The sequence below is a fragment of the Streptomyces sp. SBT349 genome, from assembly GCF_001083795.1.
Taxonomy (GTDB): Bacteria; Actinomycetota; Actinomycetes; order Streptomycetales; family Streptomycetaceae; genus Streptomyces.
In genome coordinates this window covers 1-12,331 of the sequence record NZ_LAVK01000234.1, presented here as the reverse complement: position 1 = coordinate 12,331, position 12,331 = coordinate 1, and the positions used below count along the sequence as shown (strand labels likewise).

Here is a 12,331-nt window from a genome sequence, read left to right as displayed (position 1 = left end):
GCAGCAAAGGGTCCGGGCGCTGCGCTGGCCGCCGCGGATCAGCACGGGCGGCGGGTGGCCGCGGTTCACCCAGGTCAGATGGCCGGTGTCCTGGTCGAGGTCGGCCACCAGGCCGGTGACATAGCGGGTGCCGGAGAACTGCTCGGCGAGCGTGGCGTCGATGCTCTCGCAGGCGTCGAGGAGACCGGCGCTGGCACGGCGGTGACTGCGGCTGGTCCCGACGGCGAGGGCGGCGGCCAGTCCGGCGGCCGTGTCGTGGCCCATGGAGTCGAAGACGGCGAGGTGGATGACGCGGTCGGACTGGGCGTAGTCGAAGGCGTCGCCCGCGGTGGCGTAGGCGGGTTCCATGACGGCGCTGATCATCACCTGCCCGTTGGTGAAGGTCTTCTGGGGCATCAGCGTCCACTGCATCTCCGCCGAGACGGACATGGGCCGCCTGCGGGTGAGACGGCTGTAGGAGTCGCTGGCGCCCCGCTTGCTCACCAGCAACAGGCCCACCAGCGAGGTCAGGGCGTCCATCGCCTCCTGGCAGGGGGCGGGGTCGCGGGAGGGCTCGGCGGAGAGCACGCCCAGGCGTTCGGTGCCGTCCAGGATGGGCAGCCAGATCCGCGGCCTGCCGTCCTGGCTGCCGGTGAGCGCCTGGGTCAGCTGGTAGGCGCGGCCGGGCAGCGTCGCCTCGATGGGCACCTCGGCGCCGCCTTCCGCCGCGTCGGGGCCGCGGCTGGTCAGCTCCCTCAGCACGCGCTCCTGGATGTCCGCGACATGGATCCGCGCGTCGGCCAGGCCCACCCGGTTCGCGTGCTCGGCGACCAGGGACGGGATCGCCGCCATGCCGACGGTGTGGCTGACGCGCAGCAGCGAGGCGAGCATCCCGGCGACTTCGGATGACAGCTCGGACACGGAGGGGCCCCCTGACACGGCGCGGACGACGTCCGCCGTGGCCCGGCCTGGATCCGGCCACCGGCCCGCACCCGGACGCGAGGCGAACGGCGCACCAGGCGATGCGCTGCGCCAGCCTAGGCGCGGGTCCGCGCTTCCCCGGGCGCGGGAATAGGTCGCCGGGGAAGGAACACCGGAATGGCCCCGCGCGGGCGCGGCGGGGCCGGCGAGGTCAGGCCGTGAGCGCCCGGTCCTCGCCCTCGCCCACGCCGTCGGCGCAGGCCGAGGCGAGGGTGTCCAGGGAGACGTCGAGCGCCACGGCCAGGGCCGACACCGTGAAGAACGACGGGGTGGGGGCGCGGCCCGTCTCGATCTTGCGGAGCGTCTCCGCCGAGACCCCGGCCGCCGCGGCGACCTCCACCATGCTGCGGTCGCCGCGCGCCCGGCGCAGCAGTGCGCCGAACCGCTCCCCGCGCTCTCGTTCCCACGGGGTCAGAGGAGTCCTCACCATGGACGTGATACTAATACCGGTATAAGAATTGGGTCCAGGGGGCCCACCGGTGTTCTCAGGGAGGCGCACACGATGGTGGAGATCAAGACGGACGCGGCGCTGGACGCCATGCGCGAGGCGGGGCGGGTGGTGGCGCAGGCGCTCGCCGCGGTGCGCGAGGAGGCGCGGGTCGGGGTGTCGCTGCTCGACCTCGACGAGGTGGCGCGGACGGTCATCGCGAAGGCGGGGGCGCGTTCCCCGTTCCTCGGGTACCGGCCGTCGTTCGCCCCGACGCCGTTCCCGGCGATGATCTGCGCCTCGGTCAACGACGCGGTGCAGCACGGCATCCCCACGGGCTACCGGCTGCGCGACGGCGACCTGGTCAGCATCGACTGCGGCGCGGAGCTCGACGGCTGGACCGGCGACGCGGCCACCAGCTTCGTCGTCGGCACGCCCCGCGCCGAGGACCTGGAGCTGATCGAGGCGACGCGGCGCGCCCTGGACGCCGGGATCGCGGCGGCCACCGTGGGCCACCGCATCGGCGACATCTCGCACGCGATCGAGCGGGTGGCGACGGCCGGGGGGTACGGCGTTCCCGGCGACTTCGGCGGCCACGGCATCGGCCGCCGCATGCACGAGGACCCGCATGTGCCCAACCGGGGCCGTCCGGGCCGCGGTTTCCCGCTGCGCCACGGGCTGGCGCTCGCCATCGAGCCGATGCTGATGGGCGGCGGCAGCGACGCGTACACCATGGACGGCGACGGATGGACCATGCGCACGGCGGACGGCAGCCGGGCGACCCACTTCGAGCACACCATCGCCATCACCGAGGAGGGCCCCCGCATCCTCACCGCCCTCTGAGGAACGGAGATGGGGGACCGTCCCGACGTGCGCTGATAGGGTGACCGGCCGCCCAGCGCACGCCCCGAGGAAAGCGCCAGAAGATGCCGGTCACCGTTCCGCCGCCGCCCGACCAGGTCCATCTGATGACGGAGGACGGCGCGCCCCGGCGCGCCGACGCGCTCCCCGCCGGGCGCTTCGAGGCGGGCGGCGCCTGGGTCTCGGCGGAGTCCGGCCCGCGGGGACTGGTGATCAGGGCGGGCGCCGGCCCGGCCGGGATCGCCCGGGCGGTGCTGACCTGGCGCGGCGGCGCCGCCCCGGCGGCGCTCGTCCTCGGCGACGCCTGGGAGCGGTCCTACGGCGACCTCCAGTGGCGCCATCTCCAGCCCGAACGAGTCCTGCCCTGGTACTTCCTGGCCTGCGACCGGGCGGCCGGGCGCACCACCGGCATGGGCGTGGCGACCGGCGCGGGCGCGATGTGCTCGTGGACGGTGGACGAGGAGTGCGTGAGCCTCTGGCTCGACCTGCGCAGCGGCGGGCTGCCCCTGCTGCCGGGTGACCGGGTCGTCGAGGCCGCCACCGTGATCGGCCTCGACACCGGCGAACGGCCCTTCGCCGCGCTGGGCGAGCTGTGCGCGGCGCTGTGCCCCGAGCCGCTGCTCCCGCCGGAGCCGGTGGTCGGCTCCAACAACTGGTACTACGCCTACGGCCGCGGCTTCGGCCCCGAGGCGGTGCTGCGGGACGCGCGCACGGTGGTCGAGTACGCCGGCGGGCACCGGGTCAGGCCGTTCTGCGTCATCGACGACGGCTGGACGGAGGGCGGCGGCACCGCGCCCGGCGGGCCGTGGGACCGGGGACTGCCCGGGGTCTTCGACGACATGGCGGGCATGGCCGCGGCCGTGGCCGGGACCGGCGCGCGCCCCGGGCTGTGGTTCAGGCCACTGCTGAGCCGCGTGGAGAGCGCCGGTCCCCGCCCCGGCGTGGCGCGGGACTCCGGCTTCCCGCTCGACCCCTCGCTGCCCGTGGCGCTGGACGCGGTCGCCGCCGACCTCGCCCGCTTCCGGGCGTGGGGCTACGAGCTGATCAAGCACGACTTCAGCACCTACGACGTCTTCGGCCGCTTCGCCCACCCGGGCGGCCCACCCGAACTGGCGGAGCCCGGCTGGTCGTTGGCCGACCGGAGCAGGACCAGCGCCGAGATCCTGGTCGCCCTCTACCGGACGGTGGCCGAGGCGGCGGGCGACGCGTTGATCATCGGCTGCAACACGGTGGGGCACCTGGCCGCCGGGCTGGTCCACATCCAGCGCACCGGCGACGACACCTCGGGGCGGGAGTGGGAGAGGACGCGCCGCATGGGCGTCAACACGCTGGCGTTCCGGCTCCCGCACCACAACCGCCTCTACGCGGTGGACGCGGACTGCGTGCCCTGCACCCCGGCCACGGACTGGGAGCTCGACCGCCGGTTCCTCGACCTGGTGGCGCGCTCCGGCACCGCCCTGTTCGTCTCGGTCGACCCCGCCGCCAGAACGCGCCGCGCGGACGCGGACCTGGCGGCGGGCGTCCAACTGGCCCTGGACGGCGGGACGCAGGGCGGGGTCGAGCCGCTCGACTGGCTGACCACCACGGCGCCCACGCGGTGGCGGGCCGGGGACGAGACGCTGACGTTCCGCTGGTCCCCCGCGTGGGGTGCCACTCCCCTGCCCGTCTAGCCCGTCCAGCCCGGTGACGCCAGGCGGGCCATCTCCTCGTCGGTGAGGCGCAGCGCCGCGGCGGCCACGTTCTCCGCGAGGTGGGCGGGGTCGCCGGTGCCGGGGATGGCCAGCAGGTGCGGCCCCAGCTGGAGCGTCCAGGCCAGCCGCACCTGCGCGGGGCTCGCCCCGTGCGCGCGGGCGACCGCCAGCACCTCCTCCGCCTCGGCGGCCGGGGCGCCCGCCTCGCGCCCGGCTCCCGCGATGGCGAAGAACGGCACGAAGGCGACGCCCTGTTCGCCGCAGGCGCGCATGAACGCGGTCTCCTTCGCCGGGGCGCCGACGCCGTACGGGTTCTGCACGCAGACCACGGGCGCGATGGCCCGCGCCTCGGCGAGGTGGCGCGAACCGGCGTTGGACAGGCCCAGGTGGCGGACGAGCCCGGCGTCGCGCAGCTCGGCCAGGGCGCCGAAGTGGTCGGCGACCGACTCGGTCACGGCGCTTCGGGGAAGGCGCAGGTTGACCAGGTCGAGGTGGTCGCGGCCGAGCTGGCGCAGGTTCTCCTCGACCTGGCCGCGCAGTTGCTCCGGAGAGGCCCACCACCACGTCCCCGCCGTGTCGCGTCCCGGCCAGACCTTGGAGGCGATGACCAGGTCCTCGGGGTAGGGGGCCAGGGCGCTGTTGACGAGCTCGTTGGCCGAACGCAGCGAGGAGAAGTAGAACGCCGCCGTGTCGATGTGGTTGACGCCGAGCTCGACGGCCGCGCGCAGCACCGCGATCGCCCGGTCACGGTCGCTCGGCCCGCCGTCGGCGCGGGAGGTCAGCCGCATGGCGCCGAAGCCCATGCGGCGAACGGAGAGGTCGCCCAGCGTCCAGGTGCCGGCCGCGTCCGCCGTGATCGTCTCGGGATTCATGCCGGAAGTGTGCCAGCGGGGCCCGCGGGCCGCCGCACGGGATGGAATCGATTTCGCGCCGTTCACGTGGGTGGTGTTGACGTGAGCAGGCCACGCACCTACGTTCCCATGAAATCGATTCCTCGACCCCACCCCTCACCCCTCACCCCCGGGGAGCCAGTTGATGCCCAGAGGTACCGGGATCCGCTTCGCCGTGTGCCTGAGCCTGTGCGCGGGCCTGACCACGTCGGCGCTCGCGGCCGGACAGGAACCGGTCGCGCGCGCCGCGGACGGCGCGCCGCCCGCGACATCCGCGCCCACGTCGGACCCGACGTCCGCCCCTCCGCCCGACAGCACCTTCTTCTCCACCGTCGGGATCGACCCCGCGGCGACGGTCGGCGCGCCCGCCGTCGGCGACAACGTCAACCACGGCGACCTGTGGCCCAACTGCTGGTCCGACGACGACAACGTCTACACCGCGTACGGGGACGGCGTCGGCTTCGGCGGCGACTACAGCGACATCGGCGTGGCGCGGATCTCCGGCATGCCGGGGAACCTGACCGGACACCAGTTGTCCACCGATGTCGGCCAGGTCTGGACGCCGGAGCACAGCCGCAAGCCCACGGGCATGGCCTGCGTGGACGGTGACCTCTATCTCGCCGTCCAGGACCTGGCGTTCGACTTCAACGACGCGCCCGCCGCCACCATCGCCAGGTCGACCGACAAGGGCGAGACCTGGACCTGGGACCGGTCCGCGCCGATGTTCGGCGAGGGCGTCTTCACCACCGTCATGTTCCTCGACTACGGCCGGGACTACGCCCACGCGCCCGACGACTACGTCTACGCGTACGGCCTCGACCACAACTGGCGGGACTCCTTCAACGACCGGGTGCCCGACCCCGTCGACCTCTATCTGGGCCGGGTCCCCCAGGACTCCGTGATGGACCGCGGCGCCTGGGAGTTCGTCAGCGGAACGGACGGCTCCGGCGCGCCCACCTGGTCGTCCGACATCGCCGAGCGCGCCCCGGTCCTCCACGACGACCGGCACATCTACCAGGACGTCTTCACCGACAACCGGGTGGAGAACACCACGGTCCTCGGCCAGGGCGGCATCGTCTACAACGCGCCGCTGGACCGGTACATCTACACCTCGTGGACGGAGTACACCTTCGAGTTCTACGAGTCCCCGACGCCCTGGGGCCCCTGGCAGCGGTTCGACTCGAAGGACTTCGGCGGCTATCCGTGGACCCCGGCCAAGCACGGCGGCTACGCCGTCACCATCCCGTCCAAGTACATCAGCCAGGACGGCCGTTCGATGTGGGTCCAGTCCAACGTGTGCCCCTGCGGCGGCGGCTTCCCGCCCGGCGAGCACTGGGCGTACACCTTCTCGCTGCGCCGGATGGAGGTGGAGCCGCGCACGCCCTCGGTGCCGGAGAACGGGCCCGACCCGGCGCGCAACCTCGCCCGTGAGCCGGGAACGGTCGGCGTGGAGCGCGCCCTCCACTTCGGCGGCCCGCCCGTGTACGGCGACGGTGACCTGACGCGGAGCCAGGACGACTGGAACGACGAGCGGAAACCGGCGAGTTGGTGGGGCTACACCTGGCCCGAGACCTACCGGATGGACCGGGTCGTCTACACCACGGGCGCGATGTTCGGCGACGGCGGCTGGTTCGCCGCCGACCTGCGGGTGCAGGTGCGGCGCGACGGGCGGTGGACGGACGCGGGCGCGGTGAGCGTCAGCCCGGCGTACCCGTACGACGCGACGGCGGGCCCGAACCGCACGTTCACCCTGACGTTCCCGGCGGTGGAGGGCGACGGCGTGCGCGTCATCGGCACCCCGGGCGGCACGCGCACGTTCACCTCCGTCGCCGAAGTCGAGGTCTACTACGACCAGGCCCAGGCCCAGGCCCCGGAATCCGTTTCCGGCCCGGCGGGGAGTGCCTCTACCGTGGCGCGATGACAACGCAGATGATCGTGCTGAACGGCGGATCGAGCTCGGGGAAGTCCGGGATCGTCCGGTGTCTTCAGGCGGTGCTACCGGATCCGTGGCTGGCCGTCGGGGTGGACACGCTGATCCAGGCGATGCCCGTGTCCCTGCGGGCATCGGACGCGGGCATCGCGTTCGCCGGGGACGGCGGGGTGAGTGTCGGGCCGGACTTCGCGAGGCTGGAAGCGGCGTGGCGGGAGGGGGTCGCCGCGATGGCCCGCGCGGGCGCGCGGGTCATCGTCGACGAGGTCTTCCTCGGCGGAGCGGCGTCCCAGCGGCGGTTGCGGAGGACACTCGGCGGACTGACCGTGCTGTGGGTCGGCGTCCGGTGCCAGAGCGCGGTCGCCGCGGGCCGCGAGGTCGCGCGCGGGGACCGGGTCGTGGGCATGGCCGTGTCGCAGGCGGAGGTGGTGCACGAGGGCCTGGTCTATGACGTGGAGGTGGACACGACGCGCACCGAGGCCCTGGCCTGCGCCCGAGCCATCGCCGCCCATGTGCGCTGACGGTCTCGGCGGGCGATCCGCTCGGCGCCGGGTCATCGGCGGCGTTGCCCGGCCCAGGAGGACAGGGGCGCCAGCACCGCCAGCAGGACCAGGGCCCAGGCCGCGAGGAGCAGGAGTTCCGCGGCCGAGGGGCGCGGTGGTGCCGCGCTCATCAGCCGGATCGTCCGGTTGGCGGGCGAGAGCGGGCGGCTGACGAGGGCGACCAGGCTGAGCAGCAGGGCCGTGGCGAAGGCGTGGCCCTGGCGCCGGATGAGGGGGCGGGCGCAGCAGGTGCCGAGGGCGACGCCGGTGACGCCGCAGGTCAGGTGGGCGAGAAGACCGGCGGCCAGGTCGGCCGGGGGGTAGGGCCGGCCGGCGGAGACCAGCGGCCAGACCAGGGCGACGGCGGCCAGGGCGAGGACGGCGGCCAGGGCGGCGCACGTCTTGCCGATCACCACGCGCCGGCGGCCACCCGCGTTGGCGATCGTGACCTCCGTCTGGAGCGGGTCCTCGGCGTTGTGGAGGCCGAGGGTCAGCCACACCCCGATCGGCACCAACGCGGCGGCGGAGGCGCCGTACCCGGACACGACCGAGCCGGGGAAGGCGTGGAGAACCGCCAGGAAGCCGAGGAGGACGACCAGCGGGGCCACGAACCGCTGGGACCGCAGGTAGTCGGCCAGGGCGTAGCGGGCGACGGCGGTCACTGGTGGACCCTCCTTCCTGCGGGCCCTGAGAAGGTGCCCGTGGTCATCGGCGGCCGTCCTCGCCGGCCGGCTCCGCCGGGAGCGGGCGGACCTCGACCACGGTGTGGCCGCCTCGCAGGGCCTCGGCGAGGACCGCGTCCGACCGGTCGGCGGCGACCTCCAGCCGCAGGCGCTCCCCCTCCGCGCGCACCGCCCGGACGCCGGGCAGGGCGCGCAGCGCCTCCCCCGCCCGGCGCGCGTCCGCGGTCATGGCCGGCGTGCGGCCGAGCGTGATGGCGAAGCCCGGGGGCCAGGTCTCCTCGACGCGTTCCTCCGTCAGGCGCCCCCGGCTCAGGCGGAGGACGACGTCCGCGCTCGCGGCGACGGCGCCGGGGCGGTGCTCGGTGAGCAGGACGACGGCGCCCGCGGCGCGCCGGTCGCCCAGGCAGTCCGCGAGGATCCGGTGGCTGCGGGCGTCCAGACCCGACCACGGCTCGTCGAGCACCAGCATCCCGGGGTCGGCGAGCAGGGCCTGGGCCAGGGCGACCTTCTGGGCGTTTCCCTTGGACAGGGTGGCGACCGGTGCGTCGATGTCGCCCTCGACGCCCAGCCGGTCCAGCAGTTCGCGGCCGCGGCGCGCCGCCCTCGCGGTCCCGATCCCCTGAACGCGCCCCATGTGCAGGAGGTAGGCGCGCGTGGAGAGCCTCATGGCCGCCGGGAGGCGCTCGGGGACGTACCCGATCCGGCCCGGGCGGCCCGTGACGGTGCCGGAGGTCGGCCTGAGCAGGCCGGCGGCCACCTTGAGCAGGCTCGACTTCCCCGACCCGTTCCCGCCGACCACCGCGGTGACCGTCCCGGGGCGCAGGTCGATCGTCACGTCGTCCAGAACGCGCGCGCCTCGGCGTGCGTAGCGGAGGCTGATCGATTCCAACCGCACGAACGTCCTCACCTGCCTGCCGGGTCGCAAGGGGGCCGGCAGCAGTAAACGCGTGACCGGCGGCCCGAGTTCCCTCCTGGCCCCCCTCCTCACCGCGCCCCTCCCGCCTCGGGGGCCGGGCACCACGCGCTCTCCTCCCGGCCGCCCAGGCGCCCGCAGAAGCCCACCTGCTCCGGCCGCTCGGCGCCGTGCACGCGCTGGACGGAGATGAGCTTGTCGAGCGGGGTCTGCCGGCCCACGTCGCCGCCGAAGTCGATGAGGCCGCTCGCCCCGTCGAGCGCGGCGTCGCCGTGGATGCGGCTGAGCGCCTGCCACACGGCGGCGGCGGTGAGCGGCAGTTGCGGCGCCGAGTCCAGGAGGCGGCCCACCGCCTTGAGGTAGAGGTTCACCGCGTCGAAGGCGAGGGCGGCGTGCCCGTCGAGCGAGGTGTTCTCGGCCTGCGCGCACTCCTCGGGGAACAGCTCCGCCATCGTGCTGTAGAGGTCGCTCCGCTCGTCGCAGGAGGCGGAGCCGGGGGTGAAGTCCATGAACTCGTACGGGATCCGGGGGAAGGCGCTGCGCCGGGACTCGTCGGCGCCGAGCCGGGCCACGTCGTCCCCGGCGAGGAAGGCGGGCGGGTCCGAGCCGCAGGCGTCGTTGGCGCCGCTCAGGACCGCCTGGAAGTCCTCCGAGCGCCCGGCGAAGAAGACCAGTCCCCGGTAGCCGCAGGTGCCTTCTCCGACGGTCCGCGCGCCCGGGTGGCCGGACAGCCCGTCCGGCGCGGGCGAGGGCGCGTAGCTGCGCGTCTCGACCTCGAAGCCCGCGCCCCTGAACGCCTCGACGGCGCCCTCCCGCAGCGTCCGGCTGTACTCGTCCTCCGGATCGGCGGAGTACAGGACCCGCACCGTCCGCTCCGGGGGATCGCCCCCGGCGGCGAGGTGGGCGGCGTACGCGGCGGCGACCGCGCCCTCGCGCCGGTTCTGCGGGGAGACCTGGTAGTAGAGGGGGGAGTGGTCGTCGAGGGTGTCGGCGGACGGGGTCGTGGCGACCATCGGGAGCCCGACGCGGGTGAGTTCGATGATCGTCGTGATGGTGTCCGTGCGGCTCTCGTCGAGGCCGGTGACGCCGACGATCGTCGGATCGGTGCGCATCATCCTCTCGATCGTGCGCGCGACGACATCCCCGAAGCGCATGCCGGAACCGGCGCTGGCCGGGAAGATCCGCAGCACGGGGTCGTTCTCCCCGCTCCGGTCGAGCTGCCGCCGCTGCGCGCTCGCCGCGCCCTGCAACTGCTCCCGCGCGTACGCCAGCGCGCCCGAGGCGTCCACGGCGGGGCTGCTGAGCATGGCGGACACGTGGACGAGGGTGATGACGGGCCGTCCCGGCGTCTCCCGGTGGGTCCGGTCGGCCTCCTCGTTCTGCCGGGCGATCGCGTCGAGGGTCTCCTTCAGCCGCCGGTCGTCGGAGCCGAAGGCGTACCCGTGCGGGGCGACGCCGACGCACTCCCCGGTCGGCTGCCGCTCCAGCGTCCCCGCGTCGGGGTGCGAGCGGCTCAGCCCGCAGTGCCGGCGCCGCCAGTCCCGCTCGGCGTCGATCGCGCAGCCGAGGCCCCCGACGAGCAGCGCGAGGGCGAGGGCGGTGGCCCCCGTGGTGACGAGGCGGCCCGCCCACGCCGGGGGCCGGTCCACGGTGAGGCGTCCGGCGGCGGAGGTGCGCTCGCTCTGCGCGTCGAGCCCGGGGTCCCCGTCCGGCAGCGGGGCCCGCACCTCCACCGGCAGATTCCAGAACCCCGCGCCACGGCTGCGCCCGGCGCTCCGCAGGTGCTCGCACCACGCCTCGTAGGGGTCCAGTTCGTCGGTGAGGCTCCGCACCCGCGGGTGCTCGTGCTCGTCCGCACCGCAGCTGGTCACGAGGAGCAGCGGATCGAAGGCCCCGGTCTCGTTGCGTACCTCGACGAACGAACGCACCAGCTCCCGGCCGTTGTTGTCGTTGCTCACGCCCTTGAGGAACGCCACGCAGTAGGCCGTGCGCCGGTGGGCGCGGCGGCGCCACGGGCGGCGGCGGTAGGCCCTGCGCAGGTCCTCCAGGAATGCGTTGATCATCAGCTTGCCGACCTGCGCGGGGTCCTCCCGCCCCCACCTCGGCTGGGTGAGCCGCAGCGCGAAGCCGTCGAAGGTCCCCGGGTCGGCGGGCGCCATATACGGCTGGCGCACCAGCCACCGGTACTCGCTGCCGAGCACGCGCCAGGCCCGGAACCAGACCAGCGGCAGCACATGCAGCCCGAGCAGATACGCCCACCAGGGCACCTGCCCCTGGAGGGACACCTCGGTGCTGGGGCTGCGCGTGAACCCGAGCAGCGGCCTGCGCTGGATCTCCCGGTCCCTCAGGCGGCGCAGCATGTCCTGGGCGTGCCGGGAGTTCGGCTCCTCGGCCGTGTACGTCATCTCCAGCAGCCAGTTGACGAGGCCGAACCGCCGGAAGCGCACGGGCTGGTCGCGCCCGTGGCGGGCGGGGGCGAGCTCCTTGGCGAGGGGGGCGAGCACCCGCCTGCACAGCTCGGCGCGCTGCCAGTCGGGCGTCAGGTCGGCCCGCTCGGCGAGGACGTGACCCCATATCTCGTCCATGGCGACGAACTCGTGCGGAACGTGCCGGGGCCGGGCCGCGCTCAGGGCCCGCCCGACCTGCTCGGCGAGTCCGTCCTGGTCGTCGCCGATCAGCCAGAGAACGGGAATCCCGTCGCGGTCCGGCACCTCACTCGGCAACTCGCCCCGTCGCGGGCGGCGTACGAGCCTTCCCAGCAGCGCGAAGAGCCGATCGGCATGCGCGAAGACGGGTTCCACGGGCCCCCGATTCCCTGTCGTCCACCGGATTGAGCTTTCACACCCCTCTCCCATCCTTCACAACCGCCTCGGCATCCCATTCCTCCCCACCGTCACGATCACCCTCACGAGCGACCACCGCAGTCGTGGATCGCACACATTCGGAGTGGACCCGGAGGCTCCGATTCCGCGTCGGCACGGCGCCCGGGCCGCCATCGGCGCGATATCCCGGGCGCCGTTCGCCCCACGCCTCCGAGGGAGTCGCCGACCCTGCGACGCCTCGCGCGACGCCCCGTAGTCGGTGCGTCGCGACGCGAATACGGATGTGGCGGTGGCGTAACGGGCGTATTTTCAACGCGTGTTCGGCGGCCTGCGGCGCGGCCTTCACATCCGCGTCACCATCTCCGAATCAGTCGAACAGAAAGGGCGGACGACCTTCGAATGTCTGCCCCAATACCTTAAGGCGGTGAACGCGGTCGAACGTCTCGGCGGACGGCCTTGTTCGACTCACTCTGATGGCGTCGGGTATGGTCTGCGGCACCTCACTCGTCTAGCTCGACGGGATAGTCGGGTTATGTCATTGAGCGGTGTCTCCCAGGCATGGGCCAATGGCGGCCCTGCTTCTTTTGTCCGACCCCCCACCCCGCCCTCCCC

The 12,331-nt window shown here is 74.0% G+C and carries 10 protein-coding genes; 4 read left to right on the top strand and 6 right to left on the bottom strand.

All coding sequences use genetic code 11. The features are described from left to right. Nucleotides 1–900, bottom strand: a 900-nt coding sequence (locus ADY01_RS24605; protein ID WP_053171169.1) for a PP2C family protein-serine/threonine phosphatase, incomplete at its 3' end; no start/stop codon positions are given. Between the two features lie 211 nt (nt 901–1,111). Next, nucleotides 1,112–1,390 carry a helix-turn-helix domain-containing protein gene (locus ADY01_RS24600; protein WP_049577839.1) on the bottom strand — a complete coding sequence of 93 codons (279 nt, stop codon included), beginning with the start codon at nt 1,388–1,390 and terminating at the stop codon, nt 1,112–1,114. Between the two features lie 72 nt (nt 1,391–1,462). Between ADY01_RS24600 and map the strand changes: the two genes are divergently transcribed. Together map and ADY01_RS24590 are read left to right on the top strand one after the other, a co-directional pair. Continuing rightward, nucleotides 1,463–2,230 (top strand): type I methionyl aminopeptidase, encoded by a 768-nt coding sequence (gene map / locus ADY01_RS24595; RefSeq protein WP_049577836.1) that lies wholly within the window; start codon nt 1,463–1,465, stop codon nt 2,228–2,230. A gap of 83 nt (nt 2,231–2,313) precedes the next feature. Then, nucleotides 2,314–3,918 (top strand): hypothetical protein, encoded by a 1,605-nt coding sequence (locus tag ADY01_RS24590; protein WP_049577834.1) that lies wholly within the window; start codon nt 2,314–2,316, stop codon nt 3,916–3,918. Here the strand turns inward: ADY01_RS24590 and ADY01_RS24585 are convergent. Next, nucleotides 3,915–4,811: an aldo/keto reductase gene (locus ADY01_RS24585; protein ID WP_049577831.1), complete on the bottom strand. Its 897-nt coding sequence runs from the start codon at nt 4,809–4,811 to the stop codon at nt 3,915–3,917. The two genes, ADY01_RS24590 and ADY01_RS24585, sit on opposite strands and share 4 nt — an antisense overlap. A 163-nt stretch (nt 4,812–4,974) precedes the next feature. Here ADY01_RS24585 and ADY01_RS24580 point away from each other — a divergent pair, with 163 nt between their 5' ends. Further along, nucleotides 4,975–6,750 (top strand): hypothetical protein, encoded by a 1,776-nt coding sequence (locus ADY01_RS24580; protein ID WP_159001387.1) that lies wholly within the window; start codon nt 4,975–4,977, stop codon nt 6,748–6,750. Continuing rightward, a complete protein-coding gene (cpt, locus tag ADY01_RS24575; protein ID WP_159001385.1) occupies nt 6,747–7,280 on the top strand; it encodes a chloramphenicol phosphotransferase CPT in 534 nt (177 codons plus the stop codon). The genes ADY01_RS24580 and cpt overlap by 4 nt, the downstream gene beginning before the upstream one ends. A gap of 32 nt (nt 7,281–7,312) precedes the next feature. On the opposite strand, the gene ADY01_RS24570 is transcribed toward cpt, so the two are convergent. The 3 genes from ADY01_RS24570 to ADY01_RS24560 form a co-directional block, all read right to left on the bottom strand. Continuing rightward, a complete protein-coding gene (locus tag ADY01_RS24570; RefSeq protein WP_049577825.1) occupies nt 7,313–7,963 on the bottom strand; it encodes a hypothetical protein in 651 nt (216 codons plus the stop codon). A gap of 43 nt (nt 7,964–8,006) precedes the next feature. After that, entirely contained in the window at nt 8,007–8,879 is an 873-nt protein-coding gene (locus ADY01_RS24565) for an ABC transporter ATP-binding protein (RefSeq protein ID WP_049577821.1), read from the bottom strand. 89 nt (nt 8,880–8,968) lie between these two features. Then, nucleotides 8,969–11,698 carry a hypothetical protein gene (locus ADY01_RS24560; protein WP_107081813.1) on the bottom strand — a complete coding sequence of 910 codons (2,730 nt, stop codon included), beginning with the start codon at nt 11,696–11,698 and terminating at the stop codon, nt 8,969–8,971. Nucleotides 11,699–12,331: the final 633 nt, after the last annotated feature.

Bases quoted from the DNA above. Each gene is read 5' to 3' on its own strand.
- ADY01_RS24600 (WP_049577839.1), bottom strand. From the start codon at position 1,390: ATGGTGAGGACTCCTCTGACCCCGTGGGAACGAGAGCGCGGGGAGCGG.
- map (WP_049577836.1), top strand. From the start codon at position 1,463: ATGGTGGAGATCAAGACGGACGCGGCGCTGGACGCCATGCGCGAGGCG.
- ADY01_RS24590 (WP_049577834.1), top strand. From the start codon at position 2,314: ATGCCGGTCACCGTTCCGCCGCCGCCCGACCAGGTCCATCTGATGACG.
- ADY01_RS24585 (WP_049577831.1), bottom strand. From the start codon at position 4,811: ATGAATCCCGAGACGATCACGGCGGACGCGGCCGGCACCTGGACGCTG.
- ADY01_RS24580 (WP_159001387.1), top strand. From the start codon at position 4,975: ATGCCCAGAGGTACCGGGATCCGCTTCGCCGTGTGCCTGAGCCTGTGC.
- cpt (WP_159001385.1), top strand. From the start codon at position 6,747: ATGACAACGCAGATGATCGTGCTGAACGGCGGATCGAGCTCGGGGAAG.